This window comes from Arthrobacter sp. ISL-30 (assembly GCF_018613855.1).
In the GTDB taxonomy this organism is placed as follows: domain Bacteria; phylum Actinomycetota; class Actinomycetes; order Actinomycetales; family Micrococcaceae; genus Arthrobacter.
Genome location: NZ_JAGGPK010000019.1, coordinates 1 through 19,323, shown reverse-complemented (window position 1 = coordinate 19,323; position 19,323 = coordinate 1). Strand labels below are relative to the sequence as shown.

Genomic DNA, 19,323 nt, shown 5'->3' with positions numbered 1-19,323 from the left:
CGCATCTGATTTTCGCGGTACGGCCACGGTACGGCCGCCGCTCCAACTATCGAAATGTGACCGTTGACAGCGAAAAGATCAGATTATTAGGCTGGCTAGGCCGCGGCGCTTCGCCCGGACGCCACCACCTCCACCACCACATCAGGGGCCAGCCGTGATTGAGCACGCACCATGGTTCGAAGAAGCACGGCTGGGAATGTTTGTGCACTGGGGCCTCTATGCCCCCGCTGCCCGGCATGAATGGGTCATGAACCGCGAGGAAATGACGGTGGAGGAATACTCCCGCTTTTTCCGGCACTTCGAGCCCGACCTCTACGATGCCCGCGAATGGGCACGGGCCGCCCGGGAAGCAGGGATGAAGTACGCAGTGCTCACCGCCAAGCATCACGATGGCTTCTGCCTCTGGGACTCGGCCCTCACCGACTACAAGGCTCCCAACACTCCGGCGGGCCGGGACCTGCTCCGGGAGTACGTCAATGCGATGCGCGACGAAGGACTTCGGGTGGGCTTCTATTATTCGCTGCTGGATTGGCATCATCCGGATTTCACGGTGGACGGCGTACATCCGCAGCGCAATGCCTCGAACGTGGAGGAGCTCAACGCGGGCAGGGACATGGCCCGCTACCGGGAATACCTACACGGTCAGGTGCGCGAGCTGCTCACCAGCTACGGCCAGATCGACTACCTGTTCTTCGACTTCTCCTATGCGGATCCGAATCCACATAGCTTCTGGGGTGGCAAGGGCCGCAAGGAATGGGACTCCGAGGCCCTGCTGGCGATGGTCCGGGAGCTGCAGCCCTCAATCGTGGTCAACGACCGGCTGGAGATCCCCGGTGACCTGGTGACACCGGAACAGTACCAGCCTGCCGGGCCCATGCTCGTGGACGGGAAGCCCGTCACGTGGGAGGCCTGCCAGACCCTCAACGGGAGCTGGGGCTACGACCGTGACAACACCAACTTCAAGCCCGTGGACCTGCTCATCCGGATGCTGGTGGACGGGGTCTCCAAGGGCGGGAACCTCCTGCTGAACGTCGGGCCCACGGGCCGCGGGAACCTCGATCCCCGTGCCACGGACTCACTGGCTGGTATCGGCAAATGGATGCGGCTGCACTCCCGCTCCATCTATGGCGCCGGGCCCTCGGACCTGGTTCCGCCTCCGGACGCCCGCTACACCCAGCGTGGGAACAGGCTCTACGTGCATCTGTTCGCGTGGCCGTTCGAGTTCGTGCACCTGCCGGGGCTGGGCGGCAAGGTGGAATATGCCCAGCTGCTCAATGACGGCTCCGAGTTGATGCTTAAGGAGAGCAATCCGGACCAGGAGGCCACCACGATTGTTCCCGGCGGCCAGCCGGCCGGAACCCTGACCATCAAGCTTCCGGTGCAGCGCCCCGACGTCGCCGTTCCCGTGCTGGAACTGTTCCTGAAAGATCAGGCTTAAACGGCCGACGGCGGCACCGAGGTTCCGTACGAGCCGGAGCCGGTGCCGCCGTCGGGCGCTTGCTGATGGGGCTACTTGACCTCTTCACCCTGCAGCGGGCGGTTTGCGATGACCGGGGCGCTGCCGGTGAAGCCGTCGCGGGCCGCGGCGATCTCGCGGATGCGCTTGCGGCAGGCGAACCAGCCGCCGATCATCAGGGCGCAGGCGACGAGGGTCACCAGCAGGGTCAGCGGGGAGTCGATGAAGACCATCACCAAGACGCCTACCAGGAACAGCAGGGAAAGGTAGCCGGTGTAGGGGGCGCCAAACATCCGGAACGAGGGACGCTTCAGCCAGCCCTTGTCCGCCCAGCGCTTCAGCTGGATCTGGCACAAGACAATGGTTGCCCAAGTCACGATGATGCCCACGGAGGCGATGTTGAGGACGATCTCGAAGGCCTGGGCGGGAACCAGGTAGTTCAGCGGCACACCGAGCAGGGAGACGCCGGCAGTGATTGCGATGCCGCCGTACGGTACGCCGGCCTTGTTCATGCGTTCGGCGAAGCGCGGTGCGGAGCCGTTGACCGCCATCGAGCGAAGGATACGGCCGGTGGAGTAGAGGCCGGCGTTCAGCGAGGACAGTGCTGCCGTGAGGACCACGAGGTTCATGATGACGTCGACGCCCTGGATACCAATGGAGCCGAAGAACGTCACGAATGGGCTGACGCCCTTCTCGTAGGAGGTGTAGGGCAGGAGGAGTGCCAGCAGGATGACCGAGCCGACGTAGAAGACGGCGATACGGAAGACCACGGAGTTGATGGCCTTGGGCATGATCTTCTCGGGTTCCTTGGTCTCACCCGCGGCGGTACCAACCAGTTCGATCGAGGCGTAGGCGAACAACACACCCTGCATGAGGATGATCATGGGCAGCAGGCCGTTGGGGAAGATGCCGCCGTTGTCCGTGATCAGGCTGAAGCCGACTTCCTGGCCGTCAACCGGGGTACCGAAGATGACGAAGTACGTGCCGATAACGAGGAACGCCACCAGGGCCGCGACCTTGATCAGCGCGAACCAGAACTCCATCTCACCGAAGACCTTGACTGAGACGAGGTTGAGGCAAAGGACCACCACGAGGGCGATAAGTGCCCAGGCCCACTGCGGTACCGCGTTCATCCAGGGGACGTAGTTGCCGAAGAAGTTCATGTACAGGGCCGCCGCGGTGATGTCCACGATGGTGGTGGTGGCCCAGTTGATCCAGTAGAACCAGCCGGAGGCGAAGGCAGCCTTCTCGCCGTAGAACTCGCGGGCGTAGGAGACAAACGAGCCCGACGACGGGCGGTGCAGAACGAGTTCGCCAAGGGCGCGGAGGATGAGGAACGCAAAGAATCCGCACACGGCATAAGCGATCACGAGCGAGGGGCCTGCCGCGTTCAGGCGGCCGCCGGCGCCCAGGAACAGGCCGGTGCCGATCGCACCGCCGATGGCGATCATCTGGATCTGCCGCGGCTTGAGGTTCTTGTGGTAGCCCTTGTCCTCCGCGTGGAGGGCCTTTTCAGTGGCGTGCGCCTGTGCCGGGACCGTGTGGTCCGTAATGGGGGCGTTTGTCATGGGGGATCCTTAGGGGTGTCCTGTTGAGGGGTTTCCTGCTGGGGAGGGACTTGCTATTTGATGCGTCTTGCTGTTTGTTCGGTTTGTTATTTGCTGAGGTTGGCGAGGCGTTCGGGGCTGAGTAGTTCCTGGAGCTGGTCTGCGGTGAGCAGGCGGTGTTCGAGGACGAGTTCGGCGACGCCCTTGCCGGTGGCGAGGGCTTCCTGGGCGATCGCGGTGGCCGAGGCGTAGCCGATGTGGGGGTTGAGGGCCGTGACAAGCCCGATGGATTGTTCCACGGTGAGCCGCAGCCGTTCGGTGTTCGCGGTGACGCCCCGGACGCAGCGTGAGGTGAGGGTGCGGCAGGCTGCTTCCAGATGCGAGATGCTCTTGTGGAGGCTGTGCACGATGACGGGTTCGAAGGCGTTCAGCTGCAGCTGTCCGGCTTCGGCGGCCATGGTGATGGTGACGTCGTTGCCGATGACTTCGTAGGCGACCTGGCTGACGACTTCCGGGATCACCGGGTTGATCTTGCCCGGCATGATGGAGGAACCGGACTGCACGGCAGGCAGATTGATCTCACCCAGCCCGGCCCGGGGCCCGGAGGAGAGCAGGCGCAGGTCGTTGCAGATTTTGGACAGTTTCACGGCCACGCGTTTCAGGACACCGGAGAGGTGCACGAAGGCGCCGACGTCCTGGGTGGCTTCGATGAGGTCGAAAGCGGTGACCAGCGGCAGGCCGGTGACCTCGGCCAGGTGCCGGCAGGCGGCCTCGGCGTAGCCGGCCGGGGCGTTCAGGCCGGTGCCGATGGCGGTGGCGCCGAGGTTGATCTCGTGGATCAGTAGATCAGCTTCGGCCAGGCGCAGCCGGTCCTCGCCGATCATGATGGCGTAGGTACCGAATTCCTGGCCCAGGGTCATGGGCACGGCGTCCTGGAGCTGGGTGCGGCCCATCTTCACCACGGTGCGGAACTCGAGGGCCTTGGCCGCGAAGGCGTCTTCGAGTTCCGCCAGGGCCGCGAGCAGTTCCTTGATGCTGAAGATGGTGGCGAGCTTGACCGCGGTGGGGTAGACGTCGTTGGTGGACTGGCTGAGGTTGACGTGGTCGTTGGGGTGCAGCGTGGCATAGTCGCCCTTGGGGCGGCCCAGGATTTCCAGTGCCCGGTTGGCGATGACCTCGTTGGCGTTCATGTTCGAGGACGTGCCGGCGCCGCCCTGGATGACGTCCACCATGAACTGGTCGAGCAGTTTTCCGGCCATGACCTCGGTGCAGGCCTGCTCGATCGCGTCGGCCCGCTCGCCGTCGAGCAGTCCGAGTTCGCGGTTAGTGCGCGCGGCTGCCAGCTTCACTGCTGCCAGCCCGCAAACCAGGTGTGCGTTGGAGGCCAGGGTCTGCCCGGTGATGGGGAAGTTCTCGATCGCGCGCAGGGTATGCACACCCCAATAGGCGTCCGTGGGAACATCGCGGTCGCCCAGCAGGTCATGCTCAGAGCGGTAGGCGACGTGGGGGTCGTCGGAGGTCATGGGTGTCCTTCTGTAAAGGGTATTTGGTTGGGTAAAAAGTCAGTTGAGCTCGCGTGACCCACTTGGCCTTGGTGTTAGTTGGTTGCGAGGAATTCCGCGGCGCGGATGACACCGACCGGACGGCCTCCGCCGAGCACCTGCTCGCGAGACAGGGAGGCGAGGGCGCCGCCGTCGCTCTCGATGCCTAGCTCAGCAAGGGCGCGGAGGGTGACTGGCAGGCGGGCGCGGTCTCCGCCGTCGGAAATTTTGATAGCCAGGCCCCGGCCGTCCTGGAGCCCGACCAGCTGCAGGCCTTCGAAGCCGTCCTTGGCGAGCAGCCCTGGGACCGCGCGCATCAGGGCGGTGACGTCGCGGCCTTCGCCTGCGACCATCTCCGGGTGGCGGCGCATAGCCCTGGACACTATGCCTTCGGCGGTGACTTCTTCGGCGGCAGCGAGGCGGCCGTAGGCGCGGGCCATAGCGTGCAGGCTGTGGGCGAAGAGCGGGGTGCCGCAGCCATCGGTGCTGATGGCGGCTGCGTCTTCGCCGGTGAGCTCAGTAATGGTGTCCTTCACGAGCACCTGGAGCGGGTGCTCGGGGTGCAGGTGGCCCTTGACGGGCCAGCCGTTTATGACGCAAGTGGCGGCCATGGAGGCGTGCTTGCCGGAGCAGTTCTGGGCCACCTGGCTGCGCTGGTTGCCGGCACGAAGCCATTCTTCACGCTCGTCCAGGCCATAAGGGAGGTCGGTGCTGTTCTCGAGGGCGGTCTCATCGAGGCCGTGAAGCTTGAGTATCCGCCTGGCGCCTTCTTGGTGTTTTGCGGCGCCGGAATGGCTGGCGGCGGTCAGGGCTAGCAACTCTGCCGGGAGGTCCAGCCCGGCCCGGACCAGGGCGACGGCCTGTAGCGGCTTGAGGGAGGAGCGCGGGTACATCGGGGCGTCGGGTTCGCCGGCGCTGAAGAGGGTTTCGCCGTCCGAGCCTGTGGCGATCAGCGAGCCGTAGTGGACGCTTTCCACCAGGCCATCGCGGATGACCTCAACCAACGGGACGTGGCGGGGTGCGCGAAGGGGGGCGTTCACTGCGGTGGCGGCTGCGGCGTACGCCGCCGTGTCTGCTCCGGCGGGCGCTGCAAGGGCATGCGGGGTGGGCATGGCTTCCTTAGGTTTGGGGGTGGGCTTCTTGCTGGTTACTTGCTTGGGGAATTACTTGCTTGCGGAATTACTGCCTGAGGATTGCGTCCAGGGCCTCGCCCACTGCGTTGAGGTGGTCGGCCATTGCGGCGCTGGCGGCTGCGGAGTCCTGTTTTTCGATGGCGTCGACAATGCGGAGATGCTCTTCATCCGATGCGTGCTGGCGGTCAGCCACGAGGTTCAGCGTTTCGGACTGGTGGGCCAGGGCTTCCCGGATTTCCGCGACCACGCTGGCAAAGACCCTGTTGCCGCTGGCGCGGGCGACGGCGGAATGGAAGCTCGCGTCCAGGCTGACCCAGGCTTCGGGATCGGTCTCGCCGACCATGGTCTTGACGATGTCCTTGAGGGTCTCGAGTTCCTCGGCAGTGCGCCGCTGGGCCGCGAGTCCTGCGGCAGGAACCTCAATGTGGGGCCGGGCCTCGTTGAGATCGCGTGCCGAATACTGGCCCAGCGTGAGGTCGTTGGCCACCTTGTTGGCGACTACGAACGTACCCTTGCCCGTCCTGGTCAGCGTCAGGCCAAGCGCGTTGCACGAACGGAGGGCCTCACGGACGACCGAGCGGCTCACGCCGTACAGAGTTGCGAGGCTAGCTTCGGAGGCCAGCTTCTCGCCGACCTCGTAGGTGCCCGCTTCGATGTCCTGCCGGATGGCAGCGAAGACAGCTTCAGCCGCGCTGAGGCGGGCGAGGGGAGCGGGCTGCCGAAGGACTGCCCCGCTTGTGGCGGGACGCTCACCGGCCGCAGCGTCCTGGCTGCGGGCTGGCTGTCCGGTCTCGGCCTGTCCGGGTGTCCGGCTGTCTGACAGGTTCACGGTTAAGAATATGGCACGGGTCACAGGGATGTGTCAACGTGGGTGCTTTAGGCGCGGCGTGTCGGTTTCTGCCCAATCATTCCGGGCGGACCACGCCACCCCGCGGCAACGCGGAGAGTCTAGCTATGGGCGCCGAATGACATAGCAGAATCCGACCCCCTCTGGGCACGATCAAGCCCCGAGCCGATATGTAAAAAATAACGGCAATTCTTTACGCATTCCAGAAACGCTTCCCCCACGCTGCGTCGGTCTTGTTCTTCGGGGAAAGACCGTATCAAACGTGCGATCTGCGCTGCTCCCGGGCCGCCGTCGCGGTGTTGGTATTAGAGCCATCCATGTAGACAAAAAGTTGCCGCTCGGTCACCAGCGCGAGTCCCCGGTGCTCATGTCCCTGAGGGCCATTTCGTATCCCAGAGCCTGAAATACGTCCATGAATTTCGACGTCTCAACGGTGGGTTTGACGTTCTCAAGGTCGATCACGAAGGTGCGTGAAACATTGTATAAAGCAGCTACGACCCCAGCCCCTCGATCTCCTCCGGCGAGCACTTCTCCGAGGTCACTGGAACGGACACCCGAATCGCCACGTCAGAGCGGCCTGCGATGTTCACCTCGGCGCCCTGGCTGTTCAACGCCGTAAAAGACCAGTAGCCCTCGGGGGCTTTGCTCAGTTCCGTAGCCTGCGCAAATCCTCGCTGCTCCAACACAGGATTTACAGCATCCATCACGGAACGGAAGCGATCCGATGCAGCGACAAGGTCGCTCTCGCTCCGCCGTTGCGGCAGGAACAGGATGCAGCGGCCGTCCGGCTGGCGCAGGATCGACATCGGTTCGCCCTCCTTCCAGGCCACGGAGGGGATCTTCGCTTCAAGGGCGGCGGCAAGTTCATCGGGCAGCCCCACATAGGCCGCATAACTTTCCTGAACACTCGACGGCGGGACAGACGCTGAAGGCGCTGACGTCGTCGTGGGAGGTTCCGAAGCCGCGGGAGACGTCGTCGAACCCGGCGCGCAGCCGCACAAAACAATGGCCGCAACCGCCGTCAGAATCAGGAATCGTCCACGCATCATTCTTATCCCCCTCAATCCAGCCCAAGGAGGGCTGTTTCCACCCTAACGCCGAAGGATGGCTGCACCCATGGGCACTGGTGCCCATCGAAATAACTCCAGAACGCCACTACGTTTGCAGCAAAACAACAGCTCGCATACAAGGGGGAATTTTGGCCGGATTCTGGGGCGCGGACACCGCCCAGCTTCACACTTTGGCCGGGTCGTTGCGTAGCAGTGGAGAGCGTTTCACCTCACTGGCCCAGCAGTTGCAAGCCAGCCTGGACAACACAGCATGGAAGGGTCGCGACGGCGAAGCCTTCCGGCGCAGCTGGCAGTCGGAGCACCGCCAAGCGTTGTCCAAGTGCGCATCAATGCTCATGGAGCAGTCCAAGCTGCTTGAAAGCCACGCAAAGGAGCAGGAACGCGCGAGCCACTCCAACAGGGGAACAACCATCAGCGCCGGATCCGGTAAGGACCGTCCCGGTGAGCCCACCGGCCGGGACAAGCATGTGCCCATCAGCGGCGAGATTCCGGAAGGCGACGACGACCTGCAGCCTGACAAGATCGAACAGGGCGGCCTGGCAGACTGCTGGTTCCTCGCGGGCCTGGGCTCGGTGGTTCAGGACGATCCGAACTTCATTCGCGATCACATGGAACGCAACTCTGACGGCAGCTACACGGTGACCTTCTATAAAGACGGCGAACCCGTGGAGGTCACGGTGGAGGCGAGCCGGATCGAGGCTTCCGCTACGGATCCGGACGGAAACCCCAACTTCGCCACCGTCTATGAGAAGGCCGCAGCAGAGTTCTTCGGCGGCGACTACGGCGACATCGAATACGACGATCCGCAGAGAGCCCTCGAGGCCATCACCGGCAAGGAGGCGGAGAGCGAAGGCGAGCTCAGTTTCGACGAAATCCAGGACCGGCTCAACGACGGCCCGGTGGTGATGTCTTCGGAATCCGGCGGTGACTGGAATCCGTTTACCAGTAATGACGGCGACGTCGACGACGACAGGATAGTCGAAAACCATGTCTACGTTGTCTCCGAGATCAAGGACGGCAAGATCCACTTGATCAACCCCTGGGGTCCTGATGGCGGTACCGGCAGCGACGGCAATTCCAAGGCCGGCGACATCTGGCTCACCGAGGAGGAGTACCGTGAAAACTTCGAATCCGTGAGCTCCGTACCTTCCACGCGAAACAAGTGACCAGGAATAAGTGACCAGGAAAGAGTGAAGGGACCAGTGAAGGACATGATGGAAACCGTCACAGCCAAGCAGGGCACCCAGCCCCACATCCATGGCGTTCGCATCGGCGTCATGCGCCTCGGCAGGCCCGAAGGAATCGGCGTTGCCCGCCTCGCGCTCCGAAGCGACGACGAGTCACGCATTGAACTGCTGCGCGAAGGCGAAAGTGTGGAGTTGTTCGGCCAGGGGACACTCACGCTCCGGACCGTTCTCCTCCCGGGTGGAGAGTTCCAACGGGGCGCCGTGGTTTTGGACTTTGAGGGGGGCCCGGAAGACTAGGTCGTAAAGGGAGGCGTCGGATTCTGCCGGATCATTCCCACAAACAGCGGGCCCAACCTTGAAAAGGCGGGGTCCGCTTTGGCGTGCAGGGGAATGATCGAGCAGAATCCGGCACCAGCTGAAAGAAGCAAAGAAACTTTTGGTTCCGATCTTGCAATACGAGCCACAGCCCATAATATGGGATGAGTCTTAGTGGCGCCCATCACGGCAGCCTGTTCCTAGCGAACCTAATCGGCAGGGCATGCCCCTTACCCCAGAGCCTTCACCGACGAAGGCCCCAACGATCGGATTCCCATGTCAGACATCGTCGTCCTCATAAATACGGCGGTGGCGGTCTTAGCCACCGTAGTCCTCATCGTCCGCTTCAAAGTCAATCCCGTCATTTCCCTGGTCATCGGCTCGGTCTACCTTGGCCTTGCCGCAGGATTCGGCGTCGAAAAAACCATCGAGACCATCACCGGCGGCTTCGGGGAGATCATGATCGAGGTGGGCCTGCTCATCGCCTTCGGCGTCATGATGGGCTCGATCCTCAATGAAACCGGGGCCATCCGCCGCCTCGTCGAGCACCTGCTCCGCGTCTTCGGCCCCAAGCGATTGCCCTACACGATGGGCCTGGCGATCGGCACGGTCCTGCAGTCCATCTTCCTCGACGTGCTGCTGGTCATCTCCGCCCCGCTGGCCCGCAAACTCGCCCCGCGCATCGGCAAACTGGGCACGGCCCGCATGGCCACGGCGATGGCGATCGCCCTCGAATGCGGCATCGTCTTCATGGTCCCCGGCGTGGCCGCACTGGCACTTTCGGGCCTCCTGGACGTTCCGTTGGGCAAGATGCTGCTCTTCGGGCTCATCCTGATCATTCCCACCATCGTCATTTCCATCGCCATCATGACGTTCCTCTTCCGCCGTGGCTTCTGGAATGAGGCCAAGGACGAGGACCACACCTTCACAGCAGAGGAAGACCTGGAGGGCGAGGAAGAAGCGTCCGACGGCGGTCCGCGGCTTGCGCCGGGAGCCTCCCCGCCGGGAACGTCGCCGTCGGGAGCCGCGACATCTGGAACCGCCACCCAGCCGGCGACAGCGACCCAGACCGAGCCCGCCGCCGTCGCACTTGCCGAACGCGAACCCAAGCCGACGCCCCTCCCGCTCCTCTTCGCACCCCTCCTGACCTCACTTGTCCTCATCGCGAGCGGCGCCATCCTGGAGATCTTCAAGATCGAGATCGCCCCGCTGCAGCTCGTCGGCGAGCCCGTCATGGCACTGCTCATCGGCCTGATCGGAACCTGCCTCGTGGCCCGCTACGCCGTGGGCCAGAAGCGCGTGGAATCGGCCATCACCATCGGCTTCAAGGAGAGCGGCCAGATCCTCATCCTCACTGGCGTCGGGGCTCGCTCGCTGCCACCGTTGCAGCGGCCGGGCTGGGCGATATCCTGGGCGGCTTCTTCTCCGCCAGCACCGTGGCTCCACTCCTGGTGGTCTGGGGCATCGCAGCGTTGCTGCACATCGCCGTCGGCTCCGTGACCCTCTCGGCCATCACCGCAGCCGGACTGCTCGCGCCCATCGCCCCGGCGATCGGCCTCGACCCCGTGCTGCTTGCGCTGGCCGCAGGCGCAGGCTCGCTCTTCATGGTCCACGTCACCAGCAACACCTTCTGGCTGCTGCAGTCCCTCTTGGGGCAGAGTGTGAGGGGTGCACTGAAATCGGTGACCGTAGGAGTATCTGTGGCGTCCGTCGTCGCGATCCTGCTGATCATGCCCATGAGCTTGCTGTTCTGACTGCCCTGAATCCCGAATCGCCGGAACCGGCCAACCGACAGAAGAAACACAAAAGGAAGACCATGACACAGACACCCATCGCACCGCTGGACGGCGTCCGCGTGCTGGAACTGGGCAACTACATCGCAGCCCCGACTGCAGGCAGGCTGCTGGCCGATTTCGGCGCCGAGGTCATCAAAGTGGAGCGGCCCGGGACCGGTGACGAACTGCGGAACTGGCGCCTCTACAAGGGCGACACCTCGATGCTGTACCGCACCATCAATCGGAACAAGAAGTCGGTGGTCCTTGACCTTCGCACCGAGGCCGGTCGGCAGGCCGTGCTGGAGCTGGCCGCGAAGTCCGACATCCTGCTGGAGAACTTCCGGCCGGGAACCCTGGAAAAGTGGGGGCTTGGCCCAGAGGTGCTCAACGAAGCCAATCCCGAACTGATCATCACCCGGGTTTCTGCCTTCGGCCAGACCGGTCCGCTGTCCGCCCGGCCCGGCTTTGCCGCCGTCGCCGAGGCCTATGGCGGCTTCCGGAATCTCGTGGGAGACCCGGACCGCCCGCCGGTACGGGTGGGAGTCTCTATCGGCGACTCGATCGCCGGACTCTACGCCGCATTTGGCTCCATGATGAGCCTGTACCAGCGTGAGGCCCGACGCCGGGCGGCCGGCGCAGCGTCTCAGGTCACCAGCGCCGAGTCGCAGCTCACCGGCGCTCAGGTCACGGAGATTCCGCTCACCGAGCGGGTCATCGACGTCGCCCTCAATGAGGCGATGTTCTCCATGATGGAATCCCTCATCCCCGACTATGAAGCCTATGGCGTGGAGCGTCAGCGCACGGGCGGCCGCATGGAAGGGATCGCCCCCTCCAACGCCTACTTCTGCAAGGACGGCTCCAGCATTGTGGTGGCCGGGAACGGGGACTCTATCTTCCAGCGCTACATGGAAACGATCGGTCGCCCGGACCTTGGCGCCGATCCCGCTTTGCAGAGTAACGCAGGCCGGTGGGAACGGCGGGAGGAGCTGGACCAGGCTATTGGCGAATGGACGGGCAAGCTCAGCGCCGCCGAGGCCTTGGCCGCCCTCGATGCCGCCGGTGTTCCTGCCGGGCCGATCTATACCGCCGCCGATATATGTGAGGACTCGCAGTACCGGGCTCGGAACATGGTCCAGAGGTTTGACGTCTCCATGGGCCAGGAGACCATTACCGACGTCGGCTTCCCCGGAATCGTGCCGGTGATCGGCGGCCAGTCGCTGCCTATCCGCAACCTCGGCCCGGACCTCGGCGCCGACACCCAGGACATCCTCGGCGGGCTTCTGAACCTGGACGCCGGGCAGATCGCGGCGGCCTCCGGACAGGCCGTTTCCGACAAGGTCCGCGAGGAGGCACTTCAGGCATGAGCATCAACAACACCCAATTCACCTTCCAGCCGGTAGCCGAGCTCCGGGACGTCACGCTGCGCGACGGCCTCCAGCTCACCGGCAAACTCCTGTCCACTGAGCGCAAGGTGGAAGCCGTCCGGGAGCTCCTGCGCCTGGGCGTACCGTCGATCGAACTCGGCTCCATGGCACGCCCGGACCTCGTCCCCACCATGGCCAACACCCTCGACGTGGTTCAGGCCCTCACTCCAGGGGAGCTGGAAAAGTGCTGGATCTGGGTGGCAACTCCCGGGCACGTGGCCAAGGCAGCGGCCACCGGAGCGCGTAACTTCCAATACTGCTTCTCGGCCTCGGATTCCCACAACAAGGCCAACATCGGCCGCACTACTGAGGAGAGCCTCGCCGCGCTGCCCCAGGCAATCCAATACACGAAGGAAGTCAATGGGCAGATCCAGTTGTGCATCGCCACGTCCTTCACGTGCCCCTTCGAAGGCCCGGTGTCCGAAGATCGTGTTCTCGCCATCGCCAACGACCCCCGCGCCGAAGGCACCTGCGACATCGTCATCTGCGACACCCTTGGCCAGGCTGTTCCGGCACAGGTCAGCAGCCTGGTCGGCCGCGTTCGGGAGGAATCCGCGTCCCGGCGCATCGTGTATCACGGCCACGATACGTGGGGCCTGGGGGTGGCTAATACCCTTGCAGCCATCCAGGCCGGAGCAACGCTGGTGGACGGTGCCCTCGGTGGACTGGGCGGCTGCCCCTTCGCGCCGGGCGCCAGCGGCAATACCTCCAGCGAGGACATCCTGTTCGCCACGCGCCCTGGCTGGCTGACTCCAGATACCTTCGCCGGAATGGTGGCGCTCTCGGAGAAACTGTTGGCCGAGCTCGGCGAACCCAACCGTTCAAAGGCGGCCCAGGGCGCAAGGTCCAAGGCCGAGGCGTTCGAATGGGTCCTCACTCGCGACCCCCAAACTGCCGGCACCACCGGCGCAACTGAAGGGAAGAACTGAGAATGGGCTACAGCTTTCTCGTCACAACCGCTATCCCTGAGCCTGGCCTGCAGATCCTCGAAGACGCCGGCCGCGTCACCGTACTGCCTGAACCGCCAGGCTACGAAGAGCTGGCCGCGCTTTGCGCCTCAGGCGAGTTCGACGTCGTCCTCACCCAACTGCGCGACGTCATCGATGCGCCTCTACTGCAGAAGGCCCGGGTCCGGGGCGTCTCCAACTACGCCGTCGGTTACAACAACATCGACGTCGACGCCGCCACCCGGGCGGGCGTCCTGGTGGGCAACACTCCTGGAGTCCTGACGGATGCGACGGCGGATATAGCCATGCTGCTCATCCTGGGAACGGCCCGCCGCGTGGTGGAAGCCGACCGCCTGGTTCGTGACGGGAATTTCCACGGCTGGGAGCCTGAGCTCCTGTTGGGGCGGGATGTTTCGGGGAGCGTTCTTGGGCTGGCGGGCTTTGGCAGGATTGCGAAGGCCACGGCCAAGCGGGCCATGGGTTTTGAGATGGAGGTCCTGTTCTCTCCGCGGCCACCGGGGGATAGGCCCGTGAGCGACGAGGAACTCGGCGAATTCGCGGGCAAGGTCAAGCAGGTTCCCTGGCCCGAGCTCGTGGAACGCAGCGACTTCCTCTCCGTCCATGTGCCGCTCAACGAGCAGACCCGGCACTTGGTGGACGCTGATGTCCTCGCCCGCATGAAGCCCGACGCCATCCTGATCAACACCGCTCGAGGGCCTATCGTGGACGAGGCCGCCCTCGTCACGGCGCTGAAAAGCGGAACCATCGCCGGGGCCGGCCTGGACGTCTTCGAGGACGAGCCCAGGCTGGCACCTGGACTGGCAGAGCTGCCCAACACGGTGCTCCTGCCGCACGTCGGCAGTGCCACGGTGGCGGTGCGCAGTGAGATGGCCCGGCTCAGCGCACTCAACGCGGTGGCCATGGCCGAGGGACGGGTACCGCCGCATCCCGTCAATCCATAAAGATAGGAACGCGAGGTCACTCACGGCCCATGTTATCCACCAACATGGGCCGTAAATGACCGGTGTCGCGTTTGGAGGCAGGGGCTAGGACTTACCCTCTCCGGGGAAGCGGCCCCCCACCAGGCGCGTCATGTGCTCCGCAGTCTCCAGGAGGGTCTCCACCCAGGCCTGGCACTGTTCGAGCGGCATGCGCAGGGTGGGGCCGCTGATGGTCAAGGCGCCCAGGAGGTTCGCGGAGGAATCGAAGACCGGTGCCGAGAGGCCCGAGGCGCCGTCTTCGCGCTCGCCCACGGTAATCGCGAAACCGTCGGCGCGGGTCTGCTTGACCACTGCCGCAAGGTCTTCCGAACTAGTGATGGTGGACTCGGTAATGGACTCGAGTTGATCCTGAAGCACGGAGTCCAGCAACTCCTGGTCCCAGGCGAGCAGCACGCGGCCGGCGGAACCGGCATGCAACGGCAGGACCTTGCCAACGTGCATTTCGCGTCGCAGGGCGTGCCGGGTCTCCGCCAAGGCGACGCAGACGCGGTAGTGCTGTTCTGCCTTGAAGAACGTGGCCGTCTCGCCCGTGGTATCTCTGAGCTCCTTCAGCAGCGGGCTGATGACGTCCAGGACTTCCTTGCCCCTGGTGGCAGGAGCCGCCCAATAGGCCATACGAAGTCCGATGCGATAGGCGTCCTCTTCGCGGTCAAGGAAGCCCTGGGAGGTCAGGTTGGTTACCAGGCGCTGAACGGTGGACGTGGGCATTCCTGTGGCTTCCCGGATGTCGCCCAGGGTCAGTACAGGCTTCGCCAGCGAGAACGCGTCCAGGATGGCCGTGATCTTCCCCAGGACAAGCAGGGGATTGTTCGTGGATTTCGCTGAGGAATCGGACGCCGGCATACGACTCACGCTAGACGGTGGGTCATGGGCCGTCCAGTTGGTGGAAACGTCCGCCTATCGGTCCCCGCGCAACCGTTCCATGTCCCGTCGGTCCTTCTTGGTGGGTCTGCCGGCGCCGCGGTCCCGCTGGGGGATTCCCAGGGCAGGGGCCACCGGCCGCGGGGGAGTGTGGTCGGTGAAGCAGTGCGACGCCGCCTCTGCTCCCACACGCTTGGCAATTAGCCTCCGTACCTCGATGATGCGTTCGAAACCGGGCTGTCGGACGCGAAGAGTGTCCCCGGGGACAACGCTTTGCGAGGCTTTGACCGGATTGCCGTTGAGGCGGACGTGACCGGCGCGGCAGGCGGCGGTGGCAGCTGATCGGGTCTTAAAGGCGCGGACGGCCCACAACCAGGCATCGACGCGGACATTTGCGGGGGCGGAAGGCAGGCTTGTCATGGCTGCGAACGAGTATAGCCCTCAGCCGGGGCGCGCTCGCGTCGGATTCTGCCGAATCATTCCGGGGGCATACAGCACAACCCGCTTGATTCCGCCCTTGGCAAGCCCTGGACGCTGAATGATCGAGCAAATTCCGGCAGACAACGAGCCCCTTGTCAGGCCGCATCGGCGGTGCACATAGTGGAGGAAGCCACCATTGCCCCAATCCGGGGCAGGCTACGGGAGGGCGGGCAATGCTGCTCGAGAATAAGGTCGCGGTGATTTACGGAGCCGGCGGATCCATTGGCGATGCCGTTGCGCGGGCGTTCGCCTCGGAGGGCGCCTTTGTCTACCTCGCCGGACGCACCCAGGAAAAGCTGGACCGGGTAGCCACTGACATCCGCAATGACGGCGGAAAGGCGGAGACAGCATTGGTGGACGCCTTGGATGAAACACAGGTTGAGGCATTCGTGGAAGGAGTGGTGAAGAAGTCCAGGAAGATCGATATTTCCTTCAACCTCATCTCTTACGGAGATATCCAGAAGCCACTCATGGAGATTTCCACTGAGGATTTCCTGCATCCCATCAACTGCGCCAGCCGCTCGCATTTCCTTACCACTCGGGCTGCGGCACGGCACATGATCAAGGTACGGTCCGGCGTCGTCCTCCTCTTCGGCGGTTCCGGTCCCCAGACGCTGCCTGGCCTGGGCGGCTTCAAGGTGGCGCTCGACGCGATGGAGGGGATCCGCCGCCAGTGGGCCATCGAGCTGGGGCCGCATGGCGTCCGGGTGGTGACGATCGTGACCGGCGGAATCGTGGAGACCATTCCTTGGCAGGCGGATGGAAGGGACGCCATCGCGCGGAGTATCCAGGACGCCGCCCACCTCCATCGGACGGCGACATTGCACGACGTCGGCAACGTTGCGGCATTTGCTGCCTCGGATAAAGCGAGCGCCATTACCGATGCCACCATCAACATCTCCAGCGGCGCGATCGTCGATCCTTAGGCAGGGTTGCCCCCTGACTGGATGCGGGCCAGCAGCACCAAACGCTGCGAAGCCAGCCGATCTCATCCTTGGCGTATCCACCGCTGACTCCAGGCACGCCACCCTGGCTGCAGCCCCGTAGACTGCTTCCCGGCTGTCTTCCGGTTTAGAACGTCCTCTGCTGGAGCAGTTCCCGCAGGCTGAGGGGCTGCCGGCCGGTTAGCTCCCGCACGGCCGACGTCGGCCCTGCCATTTGCCCCTGCGCGATGGCCAGGTACGTGCTCACCCAGGCGTCCAGCTGCCACTGCTCGACGCCGTAGTGCTCACGGGAGGCGTAGGCTTCTTCGATCGTTTCGGGAACATAGGTGATAGTTCGTCCGGTTCCCTCGGTCAGGAGGGCGGCGACTTCCCGCAGCGAAAGGTCCTCCGGCCCGGTCAACTCGTATACGCGATTGATGTGCAGGGCCGGGTCCCGCAGTACGGTCACAGCGCAGCGGGCGACGTCTTCGCGGGCGCCGGCGGCCAGGACACCCTCGCCGGCTGGCCCACGGATCACTCCGTCAGGGCCGGCCAGCAAAGGCAGGGAGTCGAGGAAGAAGTCATTCCGGAGGAAGGTGTAGTCCATGCCGGATGCCCTGATCCGCTCCTCGGTGGCGAAGTGTTCGCGCGCCAGGGTGAAGGCCGCGTCTTCCGATGCTCGGAAGAATGAGGTGTACACAATGTGCTGCACCCCGGCCTCGGCCGCGGCATCCACGAACGTGAAGTGCTTCTTCACACGGTCCGGGGCTTCCCGGATGGAGACCATGAAGAGCGTTTTGACACCTTCCAAGGCCGTGCAGGAAGTGACAGGATCGGCATAGTCCAGCACCGACGTCGCCGCCCCCTGGAGATCAGGTGCCCGACGGGCGTCCCGTACCAGCAGGCGCTGCGGGACCCCGGCATCGGCGAGGAACCGCGCCACCGTCCCGCCAATATTGCCGTTGGATCCGGTGATGGCGAGTTCGGGCATGCTGTTCATGGAGCCTCCCTTGCTTTCTGGACGACGCTCTTCGGTCGGCGTTGCCGGGGCGCGTCTAACCGAGCCTACGCCGGCCGAGCTTACGCTTCCCGCGTGGACGGTGACCTGGTGTGCGAAGGATCCCGCTCCGCGAGTTCCCCGATCACGCCGTCGATCTTTTCCATCAGCGCGGAGTCCAAGTGCACGCCTGAGGCCGCCGCCGTATCGGCGATCTGCTCGGGCCGCGAGGCGCCGATGATTGCCGACGCAACGTTCTTGTTCTGCAGCACCCAGGCAACGGCCAGCTGCGGCATGGTGAGCCCGGCCTCCGCAGCGATTGGCTTGAGCTGCTGGACGCCCTCGAGGATGTCTTCCTTCATCCAGCGTTTAATCATGTTGGCCCCGCCCTTTTCATCCGTGGCCCGGGTGCCTTCGGGCGCCGGCTGGCCGGGCAGGTACTTACCGCTCAGCACGCCCTGGGCGATGGGCGACCAGACGATCTGGGAGATGCCCAGCTCCTCCGACGTCGGGACCACCTCGGCCTCGATCACACGCCACAGCATGGAGTACTGCGGCTGGTTGGAGATGAGCTGGAAACCCAGTTCCTTCGCAAGGGCATGCCCCGCGCGCAACTGCTCGGCCGTCCACTCGCTGACGCCGATGTAGAGGGCCTTGCCCTGCCGGACGATGTCGGCGAACGCCTGCATCGTTTCTTCCAGGGGCGTTTCGAAGTCGTACCGGTGTGCCTGGTAGAGATCAACATAGTCGGTCTGCAGGCGGCTAAGGGAGCCGTCGATAGATTCCATGATGTGCTTGCGGGACAGCCCGACGTCGTTGTGGCCTTTGGGTCCGGTCGGGCCGAAGACTTTGGTAAAGATCTCCAGGGACTGCCTGCGCTCGCCCTTGAGGGCTTCGCCGAGGACTGTTTCCGCCACTGTATTGGCGTACACATCCGCCGTGTCGAAAGTGCTGATGCCGGCGTCGAGTGCTGCCCGCACACACTGAGTGGCGACGTCGTTCTCCACCTGTGAGCCATGCGTGAGCCAGTTGCCGAACGTGATTTCCGAGACTTTGAAGCCGCTGTTACCGAGGTATCTGAATTCCATGACTCCCACGCTAGTCGAAGGTGCTGCTTCTGGGAAAGGGTTTTCCCGAAAGTGCAGGCAAATGCGGACATGAGGTCGGCACACGGTGTTTGAGCGGCCAAATTCAGCATCGCGCCTTGCCACAACCGCTCAAGAGTACGTACATCCTGTTCGTTATTATGTTTGCCGCGAGCATCGTCCCGCTCGTTCTGAGGGAAGTGTAGCTGCTCTCGCTGGATGCTCACTGCTCTGGGCGCGGTGTCGGTTCTCCTAGGGCTTGCCTTGGTCACGAATCTCAATGGGCCCACCGAGGCCCTGGAGAAGGAGATGGGAGAATCGTCTCGGCGGGAAAGTAGTGGCTCGGCCTCTATGCCCGCTGGGACTGGGGCACTGCCGGCTTCCAGCTCATGGGGATTCCGTTGACCGACGGCATGATGCTCCCCTCCAAGATGAAGTGGAAGTTTTCGTCGTCGTTGACGGGCGCCCACCATCCGCTGGACGGGCAGTGATGTCCCGTCCATAGGCTCTGGGACTTTCCGTTGTCGCTGAGCCCGGTGTGCTGGAGCAGGATGCGCTTTTTCATGTTTGGTTCCTTTGGGGCACTTTCTGTTGACGGATGACGGTGAAAAGGGAAGTTCGCTGGTCGGGCCTGCCAAACCGCTGTTTCTGTAAGCCCAGTCAGTGGAAGCCCGGATTACGCGGAGACCAGGTTATGCCAGTCCGCTACGAGGGGCAGGTTGTGCGCTTCGGAG

Annotated in this window: 19 protein-coding genes; 9 read left to right on the top strand and 10 right to left on the bottom strand. The window is 64.0% G+C overall.

Annotation, left to right across the window (positions count from 1 at the left end; translation table 11 throughout):
• Positions 1-154 precede the first annotated feature (154 nt).
• Positions 155-1,438, top strand: coding sequence for an alpha-L-fucosidase (locus J7E82_RS08075; protein ID WP_214862109.1), 1,284 nt, complete (start codon positions 155-157; stop codon positions 1,436-1,438).
• 71 nt (positions 1,439-1,509) lie between these two features.
• On the opposite strand, the gene J7E82_RS08070 is transcribed toward J7E82_RS08075, so the two are convergent.
• The 5 genes from J7E82_RS08070 to J7E82_RS08050 form a co-directional block, all read right to left on the bottom strand.
• Entirely contained in the window at positions 1,510-3,024 is a 1,515-nt protein-coding gene (locus J7E82_RS08070; RefSeq protein WP_214862108.1) for an amino acid permease, read from the bottom strand.
• An 86-nt stretch (positions 3,025-3,110) separates the two neighbouring features.
• Entirely contained in the window at positions 3,111-4,526 is a 1,416-nt protein-coding gene (gene aspA, locus J7E82_RS08065; RefSeq protein ID WP_214862107.1) for an aspartate ammonia-lyase, read from the bottom strand.
• Between the two features lie 74 nt (positions 4,527-4,600).
• On the bottom strand, positions 4,601-5,656 hold the full coding sequence (locus J7E82_RS08060) for an asparaginase (protein WP_214862106.1): 1,056 nt from the start codon (positions 5,654-5,656) through the stop codon (positions 4,601-4,603).
• A gap of 67 nt (positions 5,657-5,723) precedes the next feature.
• Positions 5,724-6,506 (bottom strand): FadR/GntR family transcriptional regulator, encoded by a 783-nt coding sequence (locus J7E82_RS08055; RefSeq protein ID WP_308113705.1) that lies wholly within the window; start codon positions 6,504-6,506, stop codon positions 5,724-5,726.
• A gap of 509 nt (positions 6,507-7,015) precedes the next feature.
• Positions 7,016-7,573 carry a hypothetical protein gene (locus J7E82_RS08050; protein ID WP_214862104.1) on the bottom strand — a complete coding sequence of 186 codons (558 nt, stop codon included), beginning with the start codon at positions 7,571-7,573 and terminating at the stop codon, positions 7,016-7,018.
• 149 nt (positions 7,574-7,722) lie between these two features.
• Here J7E82_RS08050 and J7E82_RS08045 point away from each other — a divergent pair, with 149 nt between their 5' ends.
• The 7 genes from J7E82_RS08045 to J7E82_RS08020 all read left to right on the top strand — a co-directional run bounded on the left by J7E82_RS08045 (position 7,723) and on the right by J7E82_RS08020 (position 14,204).
• Positions 7,723-8,760 (top strand): C2 family cysteine protease, encoded by a 1,038-nt coding sequence (locus J7E82_RS08045; RefSeq protein ID WP_214862103.1) that lies wholly within the window; start codon positions 7,723-7,725, stop codon positions 8,758-8,760.
• A gap of 24 nt (positions 8,761-8,784) precedes the next feature.
• The gene (locus J7E82_RS08040) at positions 8,785-9,078 is read left to right on the top strand and encodes a hypothetical protein (protein WP_214862102.1); all 294 of its coding nucleotides are present in this window, start codon (positions 8,785-8,787) and stop codon (positions 9,076-9,078) included.
• Positions 9,079-9,372: 294 nt separating this feature from the next.
• Positions 9,373-10,596 carry a GntP family permease gene (locus J7E82_RS08035; protein WP_251041610.1) on the top strand — a complete coding sequence of 408 codons (1,224 nt, stop codon included), beginning with the start codon at positions 9,373-9,375 and terminating at the stop codon, positions 10,594-10,596.
• Complete coding sequence (locus J7E82_RS20610) at positions 10,494-10,850, top strand: hypothetical protein (RefSeq protein WP_308113710.1); 357 nt, start codon at positions 10,494-10,496, stop codon at positions 10,848-10,850. Before J7E82_RS08035 ends, J7E82_RS20610 begins: the two co-directional genes overlap by 103 nt.
• Before the next feature lie 62 nt (positions 10,851-10,912).
• Positions 10,913-12,235: a CaiB/BaiF CoA-transferase family protein gene (locus tag J7E82_RS08030; RefSeq protein ID WP_214862101.1), complete on the top strand. Its 1,323-nt coding sequence runs from the start codon at positions 10,913-10,915 to the stop codon at positions 12,233-12,235.
• A complete protein-coding gene (locus J7E82_RS08025) occupies positions 12,232-13,224 on the top strand; it encodes a hydroxymethylglutaryl-CoA lyase (RefSeq protein WP_214862100.1) in 993 nt (330 codons plus the stop codon). The genes J7E82_RS08030 and J7E82_RS08025 overlap by 4 nt, the downstream gene beginning before the upstream one ends.
• Positions 13,225-13,226: 2 nt before the next feature.
• Entirely contained in the window at positions 13,227-14,204 is a 978-nt protein-coding gene (locus J7E82_RS08020) for a D-glycerate dehydrogenase (protein WP_214862099.1), read from the top strand.
• An 84-nt stretch (positions 14,205-14,288) separates the two neighbouring features.
• On the opposite strand, the gene J7E82_RS08015 is transcribed toward J7E82_RS08020, so the two are convergent.
• Positions 14,289-15,086 carry an IclR family transcriptional regulator gene (locus J7E82_RS08015; RefSeq protein WP_214862098.1) on the bottom strand — a complete coding sequence of 266 codons (798 nt, stop codon included), beginning with the start codon at positions 15,084-15,086 and terminating at the stop codon, positions 14,289-14,291.
• A gap of 54 nt (positions 15,087-15,140) precedes the next feature.
• Entirely contained in the window at positions 15,141-15,524 is a 384-nt protein-coding gene (locus tag J7E82_RS08010; protein ID WP_214862097.1) for an RNA-binding S4 domain-containing protein, read from the bottom strand.
• 233 nt (positions 15,525-15,757) lie between these two features.
• On the opposite strand from J7E82_RS08010, the gene J7E82_RS08005 reads away from it, so the two are divergent.
• The gene (locus J7E82_RS08005) at positions 15,758-16,510 is read left to right on the top strand and encodes an SDR family NAD(P)-dependent oxidoreductase (RefSeq protein ID WP_214862096.1); all 753 of its coding nucleotides are present in this window, start codon (positions 15,758-15,760) and stop codon (positions 16,508-16,510) included.
• 145 nt (positions 16,511-16,655) lie between these two features.
• Here the strand turns inward: J7E82_RS08005 and J7E82_RS08000 are convergent, their stop codons facing one another.
• The 3 genes from J7E82_RS08000 to J7E82_RS07990 all read right to left on the bottom strand — a co-directional run bounded on the left by J7E82_RS08000 (position 16,656) and on the right by J7E82_RS07990 (position 19,154).
• Positions 16,656-17,507, bottom strand: coding sequence for an SDR family oxidoreductase (locus J7E82_RS08000; protein WP_214862095.1), 852 nt, complete (start codon positions 17,505-17,507; stop codon positions 16,656-16,658).
• 80 nt (positions 17,508-17,587) lie between these two features.
• Positions 17,588-18,592: an aldo/keto reductase family protein gene (locus J7E82_RS07995; RefSeq protein ID WP_214862094.1), complete on the bottom strand. Its 1,005-nt coding sequence runs from the start codon at positions 18,590-18,592 to the stop codon at positions 17,588-17,590.
• 346 nt (positions 18,593-18,938) lie between these two features.
• Positions 18,939-19,154: a hypothetical protein gene (locus J7E82_RS07990; protein ID WP_214862093.1), complete on the bottom strand. Its 216-nt coding sequence runs from the start codon at positions 19,152-19,154 to the stop codon at positions 18,939-18,941.
• Positions 19,155-19,323 lie beyond the last annotated feature (169 nt).